This window comes from Streptomyces sp. NBC_00193 (assembly GCF_026342735.1).
Lineage (GTDB): Bacteria > Actinomycetota > Actinomycetes > Streptomycetales > Streptomycetaceae > Streptomyces > Streptomyces stoeckheimensis.
On sequence record NZ_JAPEMM010000001.1, the window covers coordinates 182459 to 205302 of the forward strand.

16 protein-coding genes and 2 pseudogenes are annotated in these 22844 nt (G+C 74.0%); 11 read left to right on the forward strand and 7 right to left on the reverse strand.

Going from position 1 to position 22844, the window contains the following annotated elements:
• Window positions 1-69: 69 nt before the first annotated feature.
• The 5 genes from OG898_RS00795 (at window position 70) to OG898_RS00815 (ending at window position 5963) form a co-directional block, all read left to right on the forward strand.
• Window positions 70-726, forward strand: a complete 657-nt coding sequence (locus tag OG898_RS00795) for an RNA polymerase sigma factor (RefSeq protein WP_266954322.1) — start codon at window positions 70-72, stop codon at window positions 724-726.
• Window positions 723-1646 (forward strand): hypothetical protein, encoded by a 924-nt coding sequence (locus tag OG898_RS00800; protein WP_266954324.1) that lies wholly within the window; start codon window positions 723-725, stop codon window positions 1644-1646. Before OG898_RS00795 ends, OG898_RS00800 begins: the two co-directional genes overlap by 4 nt.
• Window positions 1647-1742: 96 nt before the next feature.
• A complete protein-coding gene (locus OG898_RS00805; protein WP_266954326.1) occupies window positions 1743-2597 on the forward strand; it encodes a hypothetical protein in 855 nt (284 codons plus the stop codon).
• A gap of 73 nt (window positions 2598-2670) precedes the next feature.
• On the forward strand, window positions 2671-4824 hold the full coding sequence (locus OG898_RS00810) for a bifunctional polysaccharide deacetylase/glycosyltransferase family 2 protein (protein ID WP_266954328.1): 2154 nt from the start codon (window positions 2671-2673) through the stop codon (window positions 4822-4824).
• A gap of 23 nt (window positions 4825-4847) precedes the next feature.
• A complete protein-coding gene (locus OG898_RS00815) occupies window positions 4848-5963 on the forward strand; it encodes a TDT family transporter (protein WP_266954330.1) in 1116 nt (371 codons plus the stop codon).
• Window positions 5964-6049: 86 nt separating this feature from the next.
• On the opposite strand, the gene OG898_RS00820 is transcribed toward OG898_RS00815, so the two are convergent.
• The 3 genes from OG898_RS00820 to OG898_RS00830 all read right to left on the reverse strand — a co-directional run bounded on the left by OG898_RS00820 (window position 6050) and on the right by OG898_RS00830 (window position 7907).
• Complete coding sequence (locus OG898_RS00820) at window positions 6050-6703, reverse strand: disulfide bond formation protein B (protein WP_266954332.1); 654 nt, start codon at window positions 6701-6703, stop codon at window positions 6050-6052.
• A 12-nt stretch (window positions 6704-6715) separates the two neighbouring features.
• Window positions 6716-6874, reverse strand: coding sequence for a hypothetical protein (locus OG898_RS00825; RefSeq protein ID WP_250744203.1), 159 nt, complete (start codon window positions 6872-6874; stop codon window positions 6716-6718).
• 112 nt (window positions 6875-6986) lie between these two features.
• On the reverse strand, window positions 6987-7907 hold the full coding sequence (locus OG898_RS00830) for a LysR family transcriptional regulator (protein WP_266954335.1): 921 nt from the start codon (window positions 7905-7907) through the stop codon (window positions 6987-6989).
• A gap of 70 nt (window positions 7908-7977) precedes the next feature.
• Between OG898_RS00830 and OG898_RS00835 the strand changes: the two are divergent.
• The 5 genes and pseudogenes from OG898_RS00835 to OG898_RS00855 all read left to right on the forward strand — a co-directional run.
• Window positions 7978-8349: pseudogene (locus tag OG898_RS00835) on the forward strand (C4-dicarboxylate ABC transporter); the annotation flags it as partial.
• Window positions 8350-8608: 259 nt separating this feature from the next.
• Window positions 8609-8752, forward strand: a pseudogene (locus OG898_RS00840) (cytochrome d ubiquinol oxidase subunit II); the annotation flags it as partial.
• A gap of 82 nt (window positions 8753-8834) precedes the next feature.
• Complete coding sequence (locus OG898_RS00845) at window positions 8835-10097, forward strand: VWA domain-containing protein (RefSeq protein WP_250744200.1); 1263 nt, start codon at window positions 8835-8837, stop codon at window positions 10095-10097.
• Window positions 10097-10930 (forward strand): hypothetical protein, encoded by an 834-nt coding sequence (locus OG898_RS00850; RefSeq protein ID WP_250744199.1) that lies wholly within the window; start codon window positions 10097-10099, stop codon window positions 10928-10930. The genes OG898_RS00845 and OG898_RS00850 overlap by 1 nt, the downstream gene beginning before the upstream one ends.
• A 139-nt stretch (window positions 10931-11069) precedes the next feature.
• Window positions 11070-11834: a class I SAM-dependent methyltransferase gene (locus OG898_RS00855; RefSeq protein WP_266954338.1), complete on the forward strand. Its 765-nt coding sequence runs from the start codon at window positions 11070-11072 to the stop codon at window positions 11832-11834.
• Window position 11835: 1 nt separating this feature from the next.
• On the opposite strand, the gene OG898_RS00860 is transcribed toward OG898_RS00855, so the two are convergent.
• The 4 genes from OG898_RS00860 to OG898_RS00875 form a co-directional block, all read right to left on the reverse strand.
• Entirely contained in the window at window positions 11836-15531 is a 3696-nt protein-coding gene (locus OG898_RS00860; protein WP_266954339.1) for an SAV_2336 N-terminal domain-related protein, read from the reverse strand.
• Window positions 15528-16622 (reverse strand): MoxR family ATPase, encoded by a 1095-nt coding sequence (locus OG898_RS00865; RefSeq protein WP_250744194.1) that lies wholly within the window; start codon window positions 16620-16622, stop codon window positions 15528-15530. The genes OG898_RS00860 and OG898_RS00865 overlap by 4 nt, the downstream gene beginning before the upstream one ends.
• Window positions 16623-16854: 232 nt before the next feature.
• On the reverse strand, window positions 16855-18996 hold the full coding sequence (locus OG898_RS00870; protein WP_266954340.1) for a caspase family protein: 2142 nt from the start codon (window positions 18994-18996) through the stop codon (window positions 16855-16857).
• On the reverse strand, window positions 18993-20246 hold the full coding sequence (locus OG898_RS00875) for a hypothetical protein (RefSeq protein WP_266954342.1): 1254 nt from the start codon (window positions 20244-20246) through the stop codon (window positions 18993-18995). The genes OG898_RS00870 and OG898_RS00875 overlap by 4 nt, the downstream gene beginning before the upstream one ends.
• A 270-nt stretch (window positions 20247-20516) precedes the next feature.
• Between OG898_RS00875 and OG898_RS00880 the strand changes: the two genes are divergently transcribed.
• Window positions 20517-22832, forward strand: coding sequence for an immune inhibitor A domain-containing protein (locus OG898_RS00880; protein WP_266954344.1), 2316 nt, complete (start codon window positions 20517-20519; stop codon window positions 22830-22832).
• The last annotated feature ends 12 nt before the right edge of the window (window positions 22833-22844 follow it).

The following is a 22844-nucleotide window of genomic DNA, read 5'->3' on the forward strand; positions in this document are numbered from 1 at the left end:
GGTACACCCGGAAGCCGGGAGGACCCGGAAACCCGGGGAGCCCCCGGAACCCCGGGACCCTCGGGAGACATGACGGACGCCGTCCTGGCGGCGCAGCAGGGGGACGAGGCGGCCTTCCAGGCGCTGTTCCGCGCGGTGCAGCCCGTACTCCTGCGCTACCTGACCGTCCTGGTCGGCGAGGACGCGGAGGACGTGGCCTCCGAGGCCTGGCTCCAGATATCCCGGGATCTGGGTTCGTTCAGCGGCGACTTCGACGGTTTCCGCGGCTGGGTGTCGACGATCGGCCGGAACCGGGCCATGGACCTGCTGCGGCGCCGGCGCCGCCGGCCGGCCGTGAGCGTACCGGTCGAGTACCTGCACGACCGGGCGGCGACGGAGGACACCGAGGGGGCCGCGCTGGCCACGATGGGGACGGGCGCGGCGCTCGCGCTGATCTCCCTCCTGCCCCGCGACCAGGCGGAGGCCGTGCTCCTGCGGGTGGTCATGGACCTGGACGCGGACAGCGCCGCACGGGTGCTGGGGAAACGGTCCGGGGCGGTACGGATGGCCTCGCACCGCGGGCTGCGCAAGCTCGCCAAACTCCTCGACCAGCGGGCGGCGGAGGCCGCGGGGGCCGCGGGAAGCGGGGGCATACCGGGTGAACCGGGTGGTTCGGGGTGGTCCGAAAAAACTTCTGCCCCAGGAGTGACACCGACGACGGCTCCGACGCTGAAGGGCACGAAATGAGCACCCACCGATCCCGCCGGATCGACCACGCCACGGCCGAGCAGTTGCTCGCCGGCGCCCGGTCGCGGGTGTCGGGCACGCATGAGGCGTCCGTTATTCCCGAGTTGGCGGAGTTGTCCGGCACCACGGACGGTCACGAGGCCCTCGCCGGGCTGCTCGCCGCCGCTGCCGCTCCGGCGGGGAAGAGCGAACTGTCGGGCGAGCAGGAGGCCCTGGCCATGTTCCGGGCCGCTCGCCTCGCCCCCGCCCCCGCCTCCGCCGCCGGATCCGCGGCCGCCGCTCCCGCCCCGGCGCCCCGGAAGCGGTCGCTGCTCACCCCGGCGGCGCTCCTCGGCGCGAAGGTCGCAGCCGCCGCGCTGGCGGCCGCCCTCGGCGGCGTGGCCGTCGCGGCCGGCACGGGCAACCTCCCCACCGTCCTCGGCGGCGCCCCCGAGCGCGAGCGCCCGGCAGCCTCCCCCGCGCCCGGCACCCGGGTCGCGGACGCGCCGTCCCCCAGGGCGTCCGGCCGCTCGTCCGCGGCGGTACCCGCCGACCTGGCCGACCTGTGCCGGGACTTCGCCCGCGCCGCGGGTCCGCGTCCCGAGGAGGTCCTGGCCGAGCAGCGGTTCGCCCCGCTGGTCGCCGCCGCGGGCGGCCGCTCCGCCGTACCGGGCTACTGCGGTCCCCTCGGGGACAGCGGGCCGGAACCGACCGCCTCCGCGCCGGCCGCCGCCGCGCCGACCGCATCCCCGACGCGGAACCCGCGGGCCGCCAACCCCACGCACACCGGCAAGCACGAACCGAGCCGGCGTCCCGTCACCCCGGGTCCGAGCGCCGGACAGCACGGTCCCGGCACCCGTCCGCCGGGACACCGGAGCCCCGCCCCGTCCTCGCCCGGCCGGGACGTTCCCCCCGGGCACCCGCCGGGGGCGAACCCCTGACCCCGGACGAGACCCGGTCCGGCGGAGTACGGGCCGTCCCCCCGTGTCCGTACCCCCGCCCGGGTCCCGTCCACCACCTGTAGAGGCTGTCCACCGATGCACCGACCACCGGGTTCCACGGCAGAACCGGAACCGTATCCCCACGCCGCGTACGGGTACGGGTACGCGCCCGTACCCCCTGCCACGCCCTGGCCCACGGACGCGCCTTTCCCCGAAACCCCCGGCGGCCCCTGGCACGCACCCTCCGCCGAAACCCCCGGCGGACCCTGGCACGCGCCCTCCCCCGAAGCCCCCGCCACGCCCTGGCACGCGCCCTACTCCGACACCCCCGCCACACCCTGGCCCACGCCCGGCCCCTCCTCCGCGCCCCCCGCCGAACCCCCCGCCGCGCCGGCACCCACGTCGCCTTCCGGGCGCGCCCGCCCACCCGCGTCCGCCCCCAGCACCCCCACCTCCGCCTCCACCCCCGCCTCCGCCTCCGACCCGAGTCCCGTCTTCGTCGACTCCTCCGGCAGGCGTCAGCGCCGCGTCCGGCGTCTGGGGTGGCTGCTCGTCGTTCCGGCCGCCGGCTACATCGTGCTCCTGCTGAGCTCCCTCTTCGGCGGGCCCACGCTCTCCTCCCCGCTCCTGCCGCTCCCCCACCCCTCGCAGGCGGCCCCGGACGCCGCGCCGAGCAAGGCACCGGCCGCCTCCCCGGCCCCCGGGTCCACCGGCGCCCCGAAGCGCACCGGCGGCGCCGTGAGCGGTACCGCCCAGCCGCCGGCGGCCCCGTCCACCGCGGGCCCCGACCGCGGTGCCACTCCGCGGAACACGCCCGGCGCCACCGTCGCGCCCCCCGTGCAGCCGGCCCCCACCACGGGGCCCGGGACCACACCGGCCCCCGGCCAGACCAACCGCGGCAAGTCCACGTCCGCGCCCGGCCAGGGCGGCAAACCCACCACGCACCCGTGACCCGTCCTCCCCACACATCCGCTCAAGCACCAGCACCGACACAGGCACCAGCACAGGCAGGAAGCACCTCCCCTTGTCGAAGAACCGCCGCCTCCCCCGCGGCCGGCACAGCACCGTGCGCAACGTCCCCCTGCGCACCCACTGGCTGCTGCTGACCACCCTGGTCCTGACCCTCTCGGCGGCCCTGCTGCTCCAGGGCTACGCCACGCACATGTTCGACACCACCGCCGACGGAGCCCACCGCGATCCGGGTCCGGCGGACACCGTCCCGGAGCAGATCCGGACGGGCGGCCCGGTGATCGAGGGGTCCGTGGGGCGGACCGCGGCCGTCAGGCCCCGCACCATCGCCCTGACCTTCGACGACGGTCCGGACCCCCGGTGGACCCCGCAGATCCTGGACGTCCTGCGGCGCAACGGGGTCCGCGCCACCTTCTTCACCGTGGGCGCGCAGGTCGCCGCCCACCCCGAACTGGCGCGCCGGATCGTCGACGAAGGCCACCAGATCGGCGTCCACACCTTCACCCACACCGACCTCGGGGCGGCCTCGCCCTGGCGCCGTTCCCTGGAGCTGCGCGAGAGCCAACTGGTCATCGCCGGTGCCACCGGAGTCACCACCCCCCTGCTGCGTCCGCCCTATTCCTCGACCGGCGAGGCGCTCAACGACAGCGCCTGGGACTCCGTCGTCCAGGCCGGCACCGAGGGGTACCTCACCGTCCTCAGCACCCAGGACAGTCAGGACTGGCGGCGCCCCGGGGTCGAGCAGATCGTGGCCAATTCCCTGCCCTCGGACACCGAGGGGCAGATCCTGCTCCTGCACGACGCGGGCGGCGACCGCTCGCAGACCGTCGCGGCCCTCGAACGCCTCGTTCCCCGGCTGAAGGCCTCGGGCTTCGAGCTCACCACCGTCACCGAGGCGACCGGTCTTCCCGCGGCCACGCACGAGGCCGCGACCGTGGACGCCTGGCAGGGAACCTCCCTCATCTACGCCCTGCGGGCCAGCGACTGGGTCCTGAGCGCGCTGTCCTGGCTGCTCTGGGCGGCGGGCGCCATCAGCGTGCTGCGCGCCGTGGCCGTCTTCACCGCGGCCCGCCGCCACGTGCGCAAGCGCCGGGTGCCGTGGGGAGCCCCCGTCACCGAACCGGTCAGCATCATCGTCCCCGCCTACAACGAGAGCGCGGGCATCGAAGCGGCCGTCCGGTCCCTGCTGGCCTCGGACCATCCGGTGGAGATCATCGTGGTCGACGACGGGTCCACCGACGGCACCGCCGACATCGTCGAGTCCCTCCGGCTGCCGGGCGTACGCGTCATCCGCCAGCGCAACGCCGGAAAGCCCGCCGCCCTCAACACCGGCATCGCCGCGGCCTCCTGCAACCTGCTCGTCATGGTCGACGGCGACACCGTCTTCGAACCGGACGCCGTCCGCATGATCATCCAGCCGTTCGCCCACCGCCGCGTCGGCGCCGTCTCGGGCAATGCCAAGGTCGTCAACCGCGGCGGCCTGCTGGGCCGCTGGCAGCACATCGAGTACGTGGTCGGCTTCAACCTCGACCGCCGCCTCTTCGACCTGGCCGAATGCATGCCCACCGTGCCCGGTGCGGTGGGTGCCTTCCGCCGCGAGGCCCTCCTGCGCGTGGGCGGCGTCAGCGACACCACCCTGGCCGAGGACACCGACCTGACCATGGCCCTGTGCCGTGACGGCTGGCGCGTCGTCTACGAGGAGCGGGCCAAGGCCTGGACCGAGGCCCCGGCCACCCTCGGCGCCCTCTGGAAGCAGCGCTACCGCTGGTGCTACGGGACCCTCCAGGCCATGTGGAAGCACCGCGGCGCCCTCACCCAGCGGGGCCAGGCCGGAAAGCTCGGCCGCCGGGGGCTGCTGTACCTCCTGATGTTCCAGGTGTTGCTGCCGCTGCTCGCCCCCGTGGTCGACGTCACCGCGGTCTTCGGCCTGATCTTCCTCGACCCGCTGCGGATCCTGGGCCTGTGGAGCGCCTTCCTGCTGCTCCAGCTCCTGATGGGCCTCTATGCCTTCCGCCTCGACAAGGAACACCCCGGCCCGCTGTGGAGCCTGCCGCTCCAGCAGTTCGTCTACCGCCAGTTGATGTACCTGGTCGTCATCCAGTCCGTGTTCACCGCCATCGCGGGATCGCGCCTGCGCTGGCAGCGCATGGAACGCTACGGAAGCCTCCAGGTCCCCGCCGGCCGCCAGGACGCCGACTGGTCGGGCTGAGCGGCGCGGGTCACCGTTGACACATGACCGCACCCTCCCGGACCAGTCCCGCGCTCCCCACCGTGACCGGTCCCGCGGGCTCGCGTGTACGGCGGCTCGGCCCGAACTGGTACGCGAGCGTGATGGGCACGGCCATCGTGGCCAACGCCGGCGTGGCCCTCCCGTGGCAGATCCCTGGCCTGCGTACGGCCTGCACGGTGGTCTGGGCCCTGTCCGCGGTGATGCTCGCGGTGCTGCTCGTCACCCGGACGGTCCATTGGGCCCGCCACGGCGACCAGGCGCGCGCCCATCTGCTCGATCCGACGGTGGCGCCGTTCTACGGCTGCCTCTCCATGGCCCTCCTGGCCGTGGGAGCGGGCACGCTGCTGGTCGGGAAGGACTGGATCGGCCCGGGCGCGGCCGTCGCCGTGGACGCGGTGCTGTACACCGCCGGCACGGCCGTCGGACTGCTGGTGGCCGCCGCCATCCCCTATCTGATGGCGCTGCGGCACGAGCTGAAGCCCGGCAGCGCCTCACCCGTCTGGATCCTGCCCGTGGTCGCGCCCATGGTCGCCGCCGCGCTCGGCCCCCTGCTGGTCCCGCACCTGCCGGCCGGCCAGTGGCAGCAGGCCCTCCTGCTCGGCAGCTACGCGATGTTCGGCATGAGCCTGCTGGCGACACTGTGCCTGCTGCCCATCATCTTCGCGCGCCTGCTGGCGGGCCCCCGGCTGCCGCTCGCCCTGACGCCCACGCTGTTCCTGGTCCTGGGCCCGCTGGGGCAGTCCACGACGGCGGCGAACAATTTCGCCGATGCCGCGCCGCAGGTGCTCGGGGCCCCGTACGCCGAGGGCTTCCGGATGCTCGCGGTGCTCTACGGGGTGCCGACGATGGGGTTCGCCCTGCTGTGGTTCGCGCTGGCGGGCGCGGTGATCCTGCGGGCCCGGCGCCACGGCATGGGGTTCTCGATGACCTGGTGGGCCCTCACCTTCCCCGTCGGCACCTGCGTCACCGGCGCGGAGGGGCTCGCCCGGCACACCGGGCTGACCGCGTGCGCCTGGCTCGCGGGCGGGCTGTACGTGTTCCTCGTGCTGGCCTGGCTCACGGCCGGGATCCAGACGCTGCGCGGACTCTTCGCGGGAACCCTCGCCCCGGCCTCGTAGCGGATCCGGGCCTGCGGGCTCCGCACACGCCGATTCCCCGTGCCGGGCCGGGTGGCCGGCCGGGGAATCGGCGTGCAGGCGGGGGATCAGAAGAGGTCGGTGAAGAACTGGTAGCCGGTGGGGTCTCCGGGCATCTGCCAGTGGAAGCCCTGCAGGAAGAAGCAGGCCACGAAGTTGCTGACGGCGAAGAGGGCCAGGACGGCCAGGGTGAGGGTGGCGGCGCGGCGAAGGGCGGGCGAGCCGGCCGCGGCGTCCAGGGGTGCGGCCCGATCGGCCAGGACGAGGTTGACGCCGGCGGCGAGGGCGGCCAGGAAGAAGGTGATGGCGGCCCAGGTGTACAGGTGCAGGCCGAAGAGAGCGCCGGCGTACCCGGGGTCTCCGGGCTTGATGTGCATCAGCACCTGAGCGCCGGAGACGGTCCCGCCGATGAGGGCCGAGACGATGGCGATGCCCCAGCCGGAGGCGAACTCCCCGCTGGTCACCGCTCCCTTGCGGGAACGGGCGATGATCATGGCGGGCCCGAGGGCGCTGAGCAGCATGAACATCCGCTGCAGGAGGCACATGGGGCAGGGGTACTCCCACAGCCCGAACTGGAAGACGTAGGCGCCGCCGATGGTGGCGCACATGCCGAGGACGTAGGCATGGGCGAACCAGAGGCCGAGGCGGTGCGGGAGCCCGGCGGTGGTGGCGGTGGCGGTGGTGATGTTGGCGGTGGCGGTGGCGGTGACGTTGGTGGACATTCCTGCTCCTCCTCAGAAGCTCAGGTCGAAGGCGCGGTCGAGGTGGGGGAGGAACGCGAGGAGCGTCACGCTCAGGGTTCCCGCCCACAGCAGGAGCCGTGTCCTTCCTGGCCAGTCACGGACGACCGCCAGGACGCATACGGAGATCAGGAGGAAGAGGATGGTGTACATGGTGTCCCTGCTTCATCGGAGGCTTACGTGTTCATCCTCCGGCGGGGAGTTCCGGCCCGGTAGCGGCAACGGATCGATGGATCCATAGACCGAATCTATGACCTTCGGGAATCTACGAGCCCGCGGCGAGCTGCCTGCGGGCGATGGCGTACAGGTCCCGGGCCGGGCCGGTCGGGCGCCGGCCGGTGGGCCAGACGGCGCGCAGCGAGCGGCCGAGTTCGAGGCCGGTGACCGTCGGGGACCGCAGGGTGCCGGCGGCGAGTTCGTCGGCGACGGCGAGCGAGCTGAGGACGGCGGGGCCGCCACCGCCGGCCACGGCGGTCTTGATGGCGGTGGTGGAGGCCAGTTCCAGCAGGGCGGAGGGCTTCCAGTCGGGCAGGTGGGCCGTGATCGCGCGCTCGAAGGCGGTGCGCGTCCCCGATCCCGGCTCCCGCTGGATCAGCGAGGCGGCGGCGAGTTCGTCGAGGGTGATGGCGGTGCGCCGTGCCCAGGGGTGTGTCGGCGCCACCACGACGAGGAGCCGGTCCCTGGCCACGGCATGGCTTTCGAGCCCCTTCGGCGCGCGGGGGCTCTCGATGAAGCCCAGCTCGGCGCGACCGTCGAGGACCGCCCGGGCGACCTCGGCGGAGTTGCCCGATTCGAGGGCGACGCTGGTGGCGGGATGCTGCGCCCGCAGCCCGATGAGCCACTTGGGGACCAGGTACTCGGCGACCGTCTGGCTGGCCGCGACCTTCAGGTGGGAGCTGCGCCGTTCGCGCAGGGCGCCGATGCCGGCGTCCAGCTCGTGCGCCGCGTCGATCACGGTCCGGGCCCACTCCGCGATCAGCGCCCCGGCCGGGGTGGGCTTCGAACCGAGCGAGGAGCGTTCCAGTACGGGAAGGCCGACGAGCTTCTCCAGGTAGCGGATGCGGGAGCTGGCCGAGGGCTGGCTGATGCCGTGCGCCTCGGCGGCCCGCCCCAGACTGCCGAGCTCGATGACGCTGAGCAGCAGGTCGAGGGCGGGAAGATCGGGGACGCGCGGAGAGATGGGCATAGAGTCATTCTATGGATGCATCGATCCGGTGCCGCTACCGCGGCGCGTGGCACCGGCAGATGGTGGATCCATGAGCACCAGGACCGCACGTTCCACACCCTCCGCCCCCTCGCGGCGCCGGCTGCTGGGCGATCCCGAAAGCCCCCGCGACGCCTTCCGGCACCTGGGGCCGAACTGGTTCGCCTCGGTCATGGGAACCGGCATCGTCGCCAATGCCGCGGCCTCCCTGCCCCTGCGGTTCCCGGGGATGCGCGCCGCCGCCACGGTGGTGTGGGCGGGCGCGGCCCTGCTCCTGCTCGCGCTGTGCGCCGCCTGGGCCGTGCACTGGGCGCGGCACCGCGACAACGCCCGTGCCCACGGCGCCCACCCCGTCATGTAGCAGTTCTACGGTGCTCCCCCCATGGCCCTGATGACCGTCGGCGCCGGCACCCTGCTGCTGGGCAAGGTCGGCCCCCTCGGCCAGTCGGTCACCGCAGCCTGACCGCCCGCTCCGGCGGGCTGCCCTTCAACCTGACCTGGTGGGGGTTCGGCTACTTCTTCCTGGAGGGCTTCGACTTCGGCATAGGCATCCTCACCGGGCTCCTCGCCCGCGACCCTCACGAACGCGGCGTTCCCATCGGCGCGGACGGCAACGTCACGGGCACCCCCCTCGGCCTCCTCCACCCGTACGCCCTCCTCGGCGCGCTGGCGACCCCGTGCCTCTTCACCCCGCACGGAGCCTGACCGTGGCCGGTGCGGCCGCGAGCCCGTACGCGCTGAAGGTCCTGACCTGGGTCGCCGCGTTCATGACCCCGGTCGTCCTCGCCAACCAGACATGGACGTACTGGGTCTTCCGCAAGCGCATCGACTGACTCCGTCGCTGACTCCGCCGCCTCCAGAACAGGTGCTCGGTTTGGTGGGTGCCGGGAATCTCAATACGATCCGGCGATGATCACTAGAAGATGGGTGAGGGCCAGTGCGTGCGGCCTGTTCGTCACCCTCGCTGCCGGGTTGTTCCCGGCAGGTGCCGCCGCCGGGGAACCGGTGGCCAAGGAAGCGCCCAAGGTCGAGTTGGTGCTCGACGTCAGCGGCTCGATGCGCGCACAGGACATCGACGGGCAGACCCGGATGTCCGCCGCGAAACAGGCGTTCAACGAGGTACTGGACGCGGTACCCGACGAAGTGCAGCTCGGCATACGGACCTTGGGCGCCAACTACCCCGGCCCCGACAAGGCCCTCGGCTGCAAGGACACCAAGCAGCTCTACCCGGTCGGCCCGCTGGACCGGACCGAGGCCAAGACGGCGGTCGCCACGCTGGCCCCCACCGGGTGGACGCCCATCGGGCCGGCGCTGCTCGGAGCCGCCGAGGACCTGAAGGGCGGCGACGCCACCCGGCGGATCGTGCTCATCACCGACGGCGAGGACACCTGCGCCCCGCTCGACCCCTGCGAAGTGGCCCGGGACATCGCGGCCCAGGGGATCCACCTGGTCATCGACACGCTCGGGCTCGTCCCCGACGCCAAGACCCGCGACCAGCTGATCTGCATCGCCGAGGCCACCGGCGGTACGTACACCTCCGTACAGCACACGGCCGAACTCTCGGGCAGAGTAAGGCAGTTGGTCGGCCGTGCGGCCACTCCGGTGGTCAATCCGGTGGCCACCGAGGGCGCCAAGCAGTGCACGGGAGCACCGGAGTTGAAGCCCGGTCTCTACAGTGACCGCGAAAGCTTCGCGGAGCACCGCTGGTACCGGGTCTCCGTGGCGCCGGGCAAGGAGCTGCGGGCCTCGGTCAGCATCGGCGCCGACCGCGCGGTGAACAACGACTACGGCGTGCTGCTGCGCGCCACGACGCTGAGCGGCCGGGAGATCGTACGCGGCCAGGAAGCCGGTGACGGGCGGACCGACCTGATCTCGTCCGGGCTGCGCTACCCCAAGGCGGGAAGCTCCGACGACGAGGAGCCGGCCGAGACGGTGTGCCTCCAGGTCAGCAACTCCTTCTCGGCGCCCGCCGCGGTCAAGACCACCCCGGGCATGCCGGTCGAGCTGACCATCGACGTGGTCGACGGCCCGGACGAGGCCTCCGACGTGGCCTCCTTCGGCCTCGGACGCGGCTGGTGGCTGCTCGGCGTACTGGCGCTCACCGGCCTCCTCGCCGGACTGGTGTGGGGCTGGGTCTCCCGCTGGCGCATCTCGGTCTGGAGGACCAACTGATGAGTGCCCTGAGACGTGAACGAAACGATGCGCACTCGACCGGCCCGGCCGGCCCTCGCGTACGACACGTACGCCGCGCGCGCCGCGTGCTGACCGCCGCCCTGCTCGTGGGCGGCGGCCTGTTCGGGGTGGCGGCCTCGCCGTCGCCGAGCCCGAGCGGCGGCGCGGAGGGTCCGACCGAGGCCGGCACGGCCTTCCGTACCGCCACCCCGCTCCAGTTGGGCGAGGGGGCCACGGCCGACGCCTCCACCGGCGACTACCTCTACTGGGTGCTCCCCCTGGACTCGGGACAGCGCGCCACCGTGCGCGCCTCGGTCACCCTGCCCGCCGCGGCCGGCCGGCACTCCGCCTCCACGTGGCAGCTCGACGTGTACGACGGTCTGCGCCGCCGCCAGCCCTGCACGTACGGCACGCAGACCGGCACGGCAGCCAAGGACGCGGCGACCGTCGACCTGTCCTGCACCCTGCGCCCGGTCCGCTCGGGCGCCGATCAGTGGGCCAACGACCCGCTGCCGGGCGCCTATTACCTCCGCCTCACGGTCACCGACCTCGCGCCGGAGGACCTCGGCCAGCCGGTACGGGCCCGCGTGCGGGCCGAGGCCCAGGACGTCGGCGGTGCCTACGCGGCCGACAACGCCCTGGCCGCGCCGCTCGTCCCCGGCGCCGGTACGGCGTCCGGCATCGCCCCGGCCGACGGCTGGTCGGGCACCTGGTGGTCGGACCGCTGGCTCTGGACGGCGGCCGGCGGCCTGCTCGCCGCCCTCGCGGGCATCGGCGGCTACCGCCTGACCCGCGGCGCAGGCCGCCCGGCACGGGTACCTCCCACCGCCTGACCCCGGCCCGTGGCGACCCGGGTGCGGGACCGACAGGCCCCGCACCCGGGAATCCGCGCAGCATCCACACGCCGGAGCCGTTGCCTCCCCCGGGATCCGCCGAGATGATGCGCCACACATGCACATCGGGGGGCGGCACATGGACGACGTTGGAGCACGGGGCGACCAGTACGACGACGAGTCGGAGGACTACGTCGCCTACTGGCAGGGGCGCGACTACGAGCACGCGGCGGAGATAGCCGCGGTCACACGCCTGATCGGCGACAGCCGTTACGGACTCGTCTGCGAAGTGGGCGGCGGGTTCGGGCGGTTGAGCCCGGTCCTCAAGGAGTACGCGGACCGGGTCATGATGTTCGACCCGAGCGCCAAGCACGTGGCCATCGCCGGGCGGCTGCTGGCCGGCCATCCGGGGATCACGGCGCACCACATGCGCCCCGGACACCTCGAACTGGACGACGGATCGGCCGACCTCGTCTCCATGATCCGCGTCATGCACCACCTCCCCGACCCCGGCCCCACGCTGCGCGAGATAGCGCGCGTACTGAAGCCCGGCGGCCGCGCCCTGATCGAGGTGGCCAACTCCGCGCACATGCTGAACAAGCTGCGCTACGCGAAGCGGCTGCGCGGCATCCCGCGCGCTCCCGTGGACATCCGCTCCGCCGAGAAGGCCGCCGAGGGCGGCATTCCCTTCGTCAACCACCATCCGGACACCGTCGTACGGCAGTTCGCGGAGGCCGGGCTGCGCGTCGAGGACAAGCTGTCGGTGTCCAACATGCGCAGCGGCCGGCTGAAGCGGAGCGTCGGCGAGGACCGCCTGCTGGCGGTCGAGCAGCGCATCCAGAGCCCGCTGGCCGCCCTCAACTTCGGCCCCAGCCTGTTCTTCCTGCTCCGGCGGAGCGGGTAGCTCAGAGCTCGGCAGGCTCCGACCCTCCGCCGCCGCCACCCCGGGTGAACGTCGCGGCTCCCGACGCAGGCAGGAGGGGCCGCCACGTGTCGGGCAGCCCCGCGGGATCGACGAAGGTCGCGTTCAGGAACTCCCCCTGGTCCGCGAAGTCGGTCTCGGCGAAGGTCACCCGGTCCGCGAAGAACGTGCGCGTGAAGAACGTCGTTCCGGCAAAGGTGGCGTGGTCGAAGGAGACCGGACCCTCGAAGCGGACCCGGTCGAACACCGCACCGGAGCCCCACACGGTGGACGCGAAGGTGGCGGGTCCCCGGAAGGCGCTCCCCTTCCAGTCGTTGTGGCCGCGGAAGATCGCATGCCCGAGCTCGGCGGCTCCCCGCACCCGCATCCGGCCCATCCGCGCCCTGCCCCACACCTCGGCCCGGGTCATGTCGATGCCTTGGGCGAACACGGCTTCCACGAATCCGACATTGCCCGCGAAGTCCGCCCTGACGAACCTCGCTTCGCGGTCGAACACGGCAGCGTCGAAGGTCGCCCCGCGCCGGAAGTCGGTCCGCGCGAAGGAAGCGCTCCCCTTGAACTGCGCCGTGTCGAACGCCGCCCGGCCTTCGAAGACGGCCCGGTCGAAGGAAGCGCGCTCCTCGAACTCGCTCCCCGCCAGCTCCCAGTCGTCGACGAAGCGCGCCCGGTCGAACCGCGCGGTCCCCATCCGCACGTGCCCCGTCTCCGGGTCGCGCAGCACCGACATCAGCCGTCCGAGCAGGCCGTTGGCGAAGGTGGTGCCCCGCATGTCCACCCGCGAGCCGGGAGTCATCATCGCGAGGTACCTCGTCCGGTCCGGCTCCGTCACGTGGGCCAGGCAGAGCGGGCGGCCCGGCAGACGGATGCCGGTGCACCCGGCCGGATCTCCCGGGCTCCCGTACCGGCACCGCGACCAGCCGATGGCCGGATCGCCGATGATCAGTTCGGCATCGCGCAGCAACCGCCCCACCTCGACCGCGTCGTCGAGCACGATCCACCCGCGCCGCTGGGGGCCGGTCACCGGTCCCGGCTCCGGCTGCCCGACCGCGAGGGATGCCAGCCCGCTGACATCGAGCAGCGACGGGCCCGTCACGGGGATGATCGCCCCCCGCACACCGGTCGCGTTCAGCCGCTCCCCGAGCGCGGCGGTGCGGACCAGCTGCAGGGCCTCCTCCACCGCCGGTCCGTGCACTCCTTCCTCGTCGAACGTGAACTCCCCCCTGGCCAGCGCCACTCCCAGCGGGACCTCCCACGCTCCGGAGCCCGCGCGCAGCCGGGACATGGCCACGGGCAGTTCGGACAGCACCGTCCCCGCCTTGCCGAGGGATCCGGGATCGGCCATCGGGAGGAGCACGACCCCGTCCTCCAGCGCGGACAGGTGCCCGAGCACCTCGCCGTCCCTTCTCGCCAGTTCGAGGAGCTCGACGATCTCCGGCCCCATGGCCACGGCGGGCCGAACCGCCATGCAGACGCCGGAGATACCGGTCCCGGCGCGCGCGTACGCCGCCACGGCCTCGCTGAACCCGGGCTGATCGAGCAGGGCCTGGCCGGTCAGGAACACCATCCGGTCCGGCAGCACCGTGTGCACGATGCCCCCCAGCAGGCCGTCCTGGGAGACCGGGGAGCCGACGTAGAGGGTCCAGGCCTCCGGCTCGGCGGACAGCCGGACGAGTTCCCCGTTGCGCTCCCCCTGGTACGAGAGGACCTCGCCGGTCAGCGCCACCGCCTCGCCCTGGTCGGTCGTGCCGTCCACGACGAGGTGCCTCCCCGGGCTCGCCCAGGCCGGCTCCGTCCAGTCCGCCGGGTGCACGAGATCCACGTCGGAGACGAGCAGGAGCGCTTGGGGCACCGCCCCGTCTCCCCAGGCCTGGTGGCACAGGACCTCCCGGCCTCCGGCCCTGACCCAGGCGAAGGCGTCCGTCCGCGGGGTGGGGGACGCCCCGTCGACCGTCAGGACCAGTCGGGGCGACAGCAGCACGCCCACCGCCAGGGGCTCCCCCGGGGACTCGAAGCGGACCCTCACCACCCGGTCGGCCAGCCCCGACACCGGTCCCGCGGCCTGGGCGAACGGCGTGGCGCCCGGCGCCAGTTCGCGGCGGCCTCCGCCCCCGGACCCGCGGCGGATCGCCGTGAAGTCGCGGCCGGTGCCGCGGTTGCGGGACATGTACTCCCCGACGCGCCGCCGGACCAGCTCCCGCACCGCGGCCACGTCACCGCGCAGCTGCGACCCGAGCAGGGCTTCCCGTACGCCCGGCAGGAACTCGAACTCGACGGTATCGGCGGGCTGTTCGGCGTCCCACGGGGCGAGCAGTCCGCCCAGGGCCACCTCCGCGAGGTGCCCGTGCTCGGAGTCCCGCAGCAGGGAGCGGCGTACGAGGGTCATCACGGGCAGCGTGAGCGGTACGGCGGCCAGGTGGTCGGCGAGGCGCTGGGCGGTCGGGGAGGCGCTCGCGCGGAAGCGCTCCACCGCCTCCAGCGGGTCCTGGGGGAACTTCGGGTCACCTGGCGCCGTCCCCGTCCCGTACGGGGCTTCGCGCGCGGGTTCCGCGTCGAGGCGCAGGCACGCGAGGCGCCGCCAGCGGCCGTCGCCGGACACCACCCGCACCAGCCGGGCCAGGCTCCCGGAGGCGATGCCGACGACCGGGATCACCGCCCCGCCGCCGCGGGCCCGCCGGGTCATCGGGACCCGCTGCCAGGAGCGGGTGGCCGCCGCGGGCCGGTCGGCGCGGACGGCGAAGGGGACCGGCCGGACCGCCCCGCGCGTCCAGAGCCGCTCGGGCAGGACGTTGAGTACGGCCACGGCGTTGTGCGCCGACCACTGCCGCAGGACAGCGCGCAGCGGGGCTTCGCGCCAGCCGCCGGCGACCGTGTCGGAGAGCACCAGGATCAGCCGCCGGCCCGCCGGGTCGACCAGCTCCAGGGGGTTGCGGGGCGGGCTGTCGCGATGGTGCGCGACCATGGGCACGCCGCCGGGGCCGGTGCCCGTGAGCCGCCAGGTCCGTACGTCGCGGAAGACCCCGCTGCGGGTGAGGAGCCCGCGGACCTCCTCCACCAGGTCGGACCAGAGCAGCATCGAGTGGTGGGAGTCGACGACCAGGGCCACGTCCAGCCAGCGGCTCTCGGCGGGGCGCAGGACCGGGGTGAGCACCATCCGCTCGATGCTGCGCTCGACGGTGAGCTGTTCGTCCAGCTCCTCCCCCGGCCCGCCGATGCTGCGGCGACCGATCGGGCGCAGGGCGCGCATCAGGGCGAGCGGGTCGTCGAGGGTCGCGGCGCGCGGCAGCCGCACGGCGGCGCCCCGGCGCACGGCCGGCGCGGGTGCGGCGCCGGCTCCGCCACCGGCTCCGCCACCGGGGGCGCCGGCGGGTGCGCGGCCTCCCGCGGCCCGGCCGGCCGTGGGAACAGGGGTGGATCCGGCCGCGGGGAAGTACTGGACGCCTGGTTCGCCGGCGCCGCTGCCGCTACCGCCGCCGCCCCGTGCCGTGACGGGTAACTCCGTCCCGTCATCGGCCGGTTCGGGTCCGGCCGCCGGGGGCGGCGCCGCAGGCTCGCCGCGGGCGGCCGCGTCCACCCGGGTCGCGAGCCACAGGATGTCGGCGATCTCCTCCGCCCCGACCCCGGGGCGCGGACCGTTGTCCTCGGCGCCCTCGGCCAGGGCGGCGAGGAGCTTCTCGATCACGCGGAGGGCCCGGTGAGGTGGTGCATGACGGTGTCGAGGAAGCGCTCGCGGTCCCCGGGGGCGGACCAGGCACCGGCCAGGCGCAGTTGGATGGCGTTGAGGAGCTGGTCGGTGGCGAGGTCCCCGTCCTCGGCGCGCTCCAGGAAGCTCTGGACCAGATCGCGGTACTCGTCGCTGTTCTCGATGTCGACGCCGAGCCGGCCGCGCACGATGCGGGCGAGCTTGTCGGGGTCCGGCGGGTCCAGGTGGAGACGGACGCAGCGGCGCAGGAAGGCGGGCGGGAAGTCGCGTTCGCCGTTGCTGGTGAGCACGACGATGGGGAAGTACCGGCACTGAACCCGGCCTTGGGAGATCCTGACGGCCTCCTCCGTGTCGTCGTCGGTGCCGATGGCGACGGTGGGGGCCTCCTTGGCGAGCCGGGCGAGCTCGGGGATGACGAAACCGCCGTCCTCGAAGACGGTGAGGAGGTCTCCGGGGAGGTCGATGTCGCTCTTGTCGATCTCGTCCACGAGCAGGACGCGGGGCCGGTCCTGGGGCAGCAGGGCGGTGCCGAGGGGGCCGAGGCGCAGGTATCGGGCGATGGACGGACCACCCTCCGCGGCGGGGTCGGGGGCGGAGTCTGCCAGGGCGCGGGCCGCGGGCGGCTCGGCGCCGGGCGTGCGCAGCTGCTCCAGCCCCGCCTCCTGGAGCCGGCCGATGGCGTCGTACAGGTAGAGGCCGTCGCGCAGGACGGTCCGGCTGGTGACCGGCCAGTGCAGTACGGGGCCGAGTCCGAGGTCGGCGGCGATGCTGGAGGCGAGCGTGGACTTGCCGACCCCCGGCTTGCCGGTGATCAGGAGCGGCCGCCGCAGGTGCAGGGCCGTGTTGACCACGTCCTTCTCCAACTCGTCGGGCACGTACCCCTCGCCGCGCCGCCAGGTCCGCTCCCAGGCCGGCCCCTCGCAGCCGGGGGGCGTGTACCCGGGATCGGGGACGCCTTCGAAGTCCCGCCAGGGCGGTGGCGGTCCGGCCTCCAGCCTGGCCCGGCGCTCGGCGGCCTCGCCGGTCCCTTGGTACAGCCACCAGTCCTTCACCACAGCCTCTGCCTCCATCGTCGGTATCACGGTCCGTCGCTGCGAGCGGTCATCGGGATCGGTGCGGAAGCCGGGCCCGGGCACGGGATCCGGCCCGGTCCGGGTGCGGGTTCCGACCCCGGGCCGGGTACGGGGTCCACCCCAGGGGCGGATGCGGGTTCCGCCCCCCGGTCGGTCACGGGACCCGCCCCCGGGGCCGGGTGCGGGATCGGAGTCGGCGTGGGCATCGGCGTCGGTGTCGGCATCGGGTTCACGCCAGGGACCGGAGGATGAGGGTGTCGTCGGGATCGTCCCACAGGAGGACCAACCGGTCTCCCCCCGGCGGCTGTCGGCGATCGCCGGCAGGGGCGCCCGCGCCCGCGACGGCCGCCGCCCGGCGCACCGCGCGCACGCGGGCGGGCAGCGCGAGCACGTCGAGTGCGCCGGGGTCGGGCGGCCGCCCGTCCTCACCGGCCGGCGCCAGCAGCGCGAGCAGGTCACCGGCGGACCCGTCCGGACCGACGCCCCCGACACCCGCGGCACCGCCCGCACTTCCGGTACCCCCCGACCAGCCAGGGCGCGTCAACGCAGGGGCCCGGTGCCAGAGGGCCACCGGGACGCCGCCTTCGAGGACGGCCTCCACCACCGCCGAGGTCCGGGCCCCGGTCCGGGTGTGGGCCAGTACGCACGCGGGCGCCGCCCCCGCGCCCAGTTCCATGCCGAGCCCGTCGTCCGCGTCCGCGTCGGCCACCACCCGGACCGCGTCCGGGTGCCGGCCGCCCTGGGCCCACAGCCAGCGCCATTTGCCGCGCCATTCGGCGCCGGTGTCCTCGCGTTCCTGCGGGCAGCGCACCACCACCTGGTAGACCACGCCCAGGGGCCGGGTCCGCCCGCCCGGGCCGCGCGGGACCTGCCACTGGTCGAAGTCGAGGTCCAGGAGCTCGTAGGGCACGTGGAACTCGATCCGCTCCACCGCACCGGAGCGCCGCCCGGCCTCCGCATCGGCGCCCCAGGCCTTGGCGGCCGCCCCGAGGTGCCGTACGAGTGCGTCCCGTACCGCGTCCAGCCGGACCGGCTCCCCCTCCGATTCCCAGATGTGCTCGGTCGCCTCCCGGCGCAGCCACATCCGGGCGAGGAAGCCGTCCTCCCCGCCCGGCGGCGTCTCCAGCCGTACGTGCAGGGCGGTCGTGCGCGCGGGCGGGGGCGGGGGCGGCAGCGCGGGCAGGCCGAGGCGTTCGCGGGTGGCGCGCACCCAGTCGCGTCCCCGGGCCGCCCACCGCTCGTCGCCCGCCGCGCCCTGCTCCGCGAGGAACCGTACGAAGGGCACCGCGAGCGGCATCCCGCCCGGCCCGCCGTGGCGTTCGTCCAGGTCCTGGGCCACCTCCAGCAGGCTGTCGCCGGGCAGCCCGCGCCGGGCGGGGGCGGCGCAGCCGGCGGCCTTGAAGGCCCACAGGTAGGCCTCGTAGGCGCAGCGCGGCAGGTCGCGGCCCTCGAAGAGCTCGCCGAGCCCGTCCCAGGCGCTCTGGTCGAGGCGGCCGGCGCGCGGCGGCACCAGCCCGGGGACGTCGTCGTCGAGGAAGGAGGAGGCGTCCCAGTTGCGGTCCACGACGAACTGCGGGAGCTGCCAGCCCTCGCCGCGTGCGCGCAGGCCCAGGAAGGTCCGGTGGATGGAGCGGGCGGTGTCGGCGAGACCGGAGACGGCCTCGCGCACCGGGCGTTCGCCGAGTTCGGCGAGGAGCTCCTCGGTGAAGCGGCCGGCGCCGCGTTCGGCGTCGTTCTTCGCGGCCTCGCCCTCGCGGGAGGCGTAGAGCCGGAACTGGCGGCGCCCCGGGACGGTGGCGCCGCCGCCGTAGTCGTTGGCCCCGAAGTTCCACCGGGCCTCGCGGGGTGCGTCGACCCGGCAGGCGTCCACCAGGGCGGCCTGGTACCGGAAGGCCTCGCGCTTGACGAGGCTGGTGCGCCACCAGCGCAGTGCGGAGTCGAGGTTGAGGTGGAGGATCTGGCCGGTATCGGCGTCGGCGGAGGGCAGCATCAGGTCACCGCGGTGCGGTTCGGTGTAGCCGTGTCCGGCCCAGAAGATGACGAGCACGTCGCCGTCGCACGCGGGGAGTTCGTTGAACAGCACCGCTTTCGTGTTCGCCTCGGTCGCCGGGCGGTGGGTGTCGCGCAGGGCTTCCAGACCGGAGGAGGCCGACCAGTCGAGGGAGTCCGGGTCGTCGAGCGGGGACAGCAACAGCCGTACGTGGCCCGGCGGCACGCCTCCCGGCCCGGTGAGCCAGCGGGCGAACCGCAGGGCGTCGCGGGCCGGGCCGCGCAGGTTCCAGTGGCGGCTGATCTCGTACTTCTCGACCCCTGCGACGAGCGCGAAGGTGCGCGGCCCCAGCTCGGGGGGCAGCGGGTCGAGGGGGTTCACCCGATCTCCGCTTCGGCCACCGCCCGTTCGATGCGTGCGTAGAGGGAGTCCTGTTTCCAGTAGGCGCTGTGGCAGGCCGGGAAGGGCTGTCGGCTGCCGATCTCCTGGTCGCTGACGCGCGGGTCGCCGGGGAAGACGGGCTCGGCGAGGTACGAGAGCACGTCCTGGCGGTCGTAGACGTTGAGCCAGCGCGGGAAGGCGTACGGGAGCTTGGTGCCCGGAACGACCCCGGCCAGGGCGCCGAGTTCGTAGAGGAAGGGGGCCTGCGAGCCGACGGTGACGAGCAGTTCGACCCCGGGCACCGGCTCGCCGCGGGCGGCCGCGAGGGCGAGGAGGTCCACCAGGGCGATGCCGCCGAGGCTGTGGCCGATGAGGACGGTCGGTCCGGGCTCGGCGGTGATCCGCTCGTGCAGGAACGCACGGAGGTCGGCGCCCCGGGCCTGGTAGCGCAGGATGTCGCCGAGGGCGGGGGTGGCCCCGACGGTGAGGGAGCCGCGCCAGGCGTTGAGCAGCGGCTGGGTGGTGACGCGCAGCGCGAGCCGGCCGAGGACGGCGGCGGCGCGGGCGCCGGGGAACCGGGCGTCGCCCCCGAGGCGGGCGGTGATCAGCTCGACCAGGCGGTCGCGTTCGGCTCCGGTGCAGTCGGCGTCGGCTCCGGCCGAGGCGAGTGCGGCGGCGGTCACCGCGCGGGCCAGGGCCTTGGCCAGCTCCCTGGCCTGTGTCTCGCCGGCGGCCCGGCCCCCGGCGCGGGTGGCCTCGGCGGAGCGGGAGACGCTCTCCAGGGCGGCGGGGAATCCGGCGGCGAGGCCGGTGCCGAGCAGCAGGGCGGCCTGTTCGCCGCCGTCGGGGACCCCGCGGACTGCGGTGAGCAGTTCCAGCACGCGGTCGCCCGCGGACTGCACGCCGGGCATGGCGAACGCGTCCCCGTCGGGGTCGTCATCGGGGTGGCTGCCACCCGCGGTGTCCCAGCCGGCTTCCGCCAGGACCCGCAGCTCGCAGAGCGGGTCGGCGATCAGCAGCCCCCACTCGGCGATCTCCTCCTCGTCGGGCCCGGGGACCGTGCCGGGGGCGCCCAGTCCGGGCACCGAACGCCCTTCGGCGCTGAGGGTGGCCCCGAACCGCTCCCCCCAGAAGCAGGAGTCGACGGTCGCCCCGGGGAACCGGGCGGTCAGCCGGTCCCGGACCAGGGCGAAGAGCGCGTCGTGCCGCTCGCGCCGCACCCCCGTGCCGTGCACAAACAGAAAACGCATCGCGGTTCCGCCCCCTCGTACCGTCGTCCCCCGCTCGGCACGATAGCGCCGCGCGGCGAACGGGGCCCTCGGAACGTCGAGTTCGAAGGGGCCGGGGCGCGCGCCCCGCCGCGCCCGGGCGCACGCCGCGCGGCACTCGGGGACGCTCCCCCGTCCCCCTGCCCGACACCTATCAATCACCTGTCACATGTGAAATATTACTCCCGCTCCGATCAACCCGACCGACCGGAACCTCCAGAAAGGCCCGCTACGTTGCGCAGACTCGCTGCGGTGGGAGCGGCGATATCACTCGCCCTCCTCGCCGCCCCCGCGCTCGCCGCCACCGCACCCCCGACCCCGGCGCCGACACCGACGCCCGCCGGGCAGCAGCAGACCGATCGGGCCGCCCCGCCGCCCGCACCCCTGGAGCTGCAGCGGCAGGCCCTGCGCCGCCAGGCCCTCGAAGAGGTGGCCGCAGGCCGTCCCGGCGGCCTGCGCGCCGGGACCGACGGCAGGCTGCCGCGCCAGGCCAAGATCGGCAAGCGGTACGTCGAACTGGCCCAGGAGCGCAAGGACAAGGTCTTCGTGATCCTCGCCGAGTTCGGCGACCAGGTGGACAGCACCACGGAGTTCGAGGGCAAGCCGCGCTTCGGCGGCACCCCGGGCCCGGCGCACAACACGATCGGCAAGCCCGCCGCGGACGACAACCACACCCTGTGGCGCAAGGACTTCGACCGGTCCTTCTACGAGAAGCAGTTCTTCTCCACCGACCCGCAGTCGGCGTCCCTGCGCGCCTACTACCGGCTCCAGTCCTCCGGCCGGTACGACATGGACGGCACGGTGACCGACTGGGTCAAGCTCCCCTGGAACGAAGCCCGTTACGGTACCGACAACTGCTCCGAGTCCGGCCAGTGCCGGACCAACTGGGACATGATCCGGGACGCCACGGACTCCTGGTACAAGTCCGAGCGCGCGAAGGGCCGTACGGCCGAACAGATCAAGGCGCAGCTCGCCGAGTACGACGTGTGGGACCGCTACGACGCCGACCACGACGGGAACTTCGACGAGCCGGACGGGTACCTCGACCACCTCGTCGTCGTCCACGCGGGCAAGGACGGCACCTGGGGCGGCGGCGCGCAGGGCAAGGACGCCGTGTGGGCGCACCGCTGGTTCGCCTACTGGAACCAGGCCGGCAGCGCGGGCCCGGAGGGCAACAAGGCGGGCGGCACCCCGGTCGGCGACACCGGCATCTGGGCCGGCGACTACCTGACCGGCGGGGAGAACAGCGGCGCGGGCCTCTTCGCGCACGAGTTCGGGCACGATCTGGGCCTGCCGGACCTGTACAGCTCGGACGGGGACAACAGCGTCAACTTCTGGTCGCTGATGTCCTCCGCGTCCTACCTCGGCAGGGGCCGCAACTCCACGGGCGAGTTCCCCGGCGACCTCGACCCCTGGAGCAAGCTGCAGCTGGGCTGGCTCCGGTACACGGAGGCCGACGCGGGCCGCACGACGCGGGCGACGCTCGGGGTGTCCGGCTACAACACCGAGGAGCCGCAGGCCCTGCTGGTGCACCTGCCGCCGTCCGCGACCACGACCGAGCTGGTCGACCCCTACGAGGGCGCGAGCCAGTGGTGGAGCGGTACGGGCGACTTCATGGACAACACCCTGACGCGCACCGTCGACCTCACGGGGGTCGCGGCCGGGACACCGGCCCGCCTGGACGCCCGCCTCTGGTACGACATCGAGCAGGACTTCGACTACCTGACGGTGGAGGCCTCCACGGACGGCGGAGCCGGCTGGACGGCGCTGCCGGGCACGGTGGACGCCACGCCGATCGGGGCGAAGGGCGTCTCCGGCACCTCGGCCGGCTGGACGCAGCTCTCGGTCCCGCTCGGCCAGTTCGCCGGAAAGTCCGTCCAGTTGCGGCTGCGCGTCACCTCCGACAGCAACACCCACGGCAAGGGCGTCACCTTCGACGACATCCGCGTCACGGCGGGCGACGACGGCCGGGTGCTGCTGCGCGACGGGGCGGAGCAGGGCGCGAACGGCTGGACGGCGGTCAAGTGGTCCCGTACGGAGGGCCGTACGGGCAGCGAGCAGCACCCGCGGGCGTACTTCGTGGAGAACCGCCGCTACACCGGCTACGGCAGCCTGCTGCGGACGGGGCCGTACAACTTCGGCTTCACGGGCGACAAGGTGGAGTTCTACCCGTACCAGCAGGGCGTGCTGATCTGGCTCTGGGACACGGCGTACAGCGACAACACCACCAAGGCGCACCCCGGCGGCGGCATGCTGCTGCCCGTCGACTCCCGGCCGGCGCCGCTGACCCACGCGGACGGCACGCTGCTCAACGCGCGTGCGCAGACCTTCGACGCGCCCTTCTCCCTCGGGAGGAGCGACCGGATCGTCCTGCACAAGGCGGGCGTCCCGACCGTGATCCCGGCCCGGAGCGGCGTACCGGTCTTCGACGACCGCCACGGGACGTACTGGAACGCGGAGCTGCCGCAGCTCGGGGTCAAGGTGCCGGACACCGGGACCCGGCTCACGGTGGTGAAGGAGGCCGCGGGCGGGGCCCTGACGACGGTACAGCTCACTCCGTCGAAGTGACCTGCCGAAGCT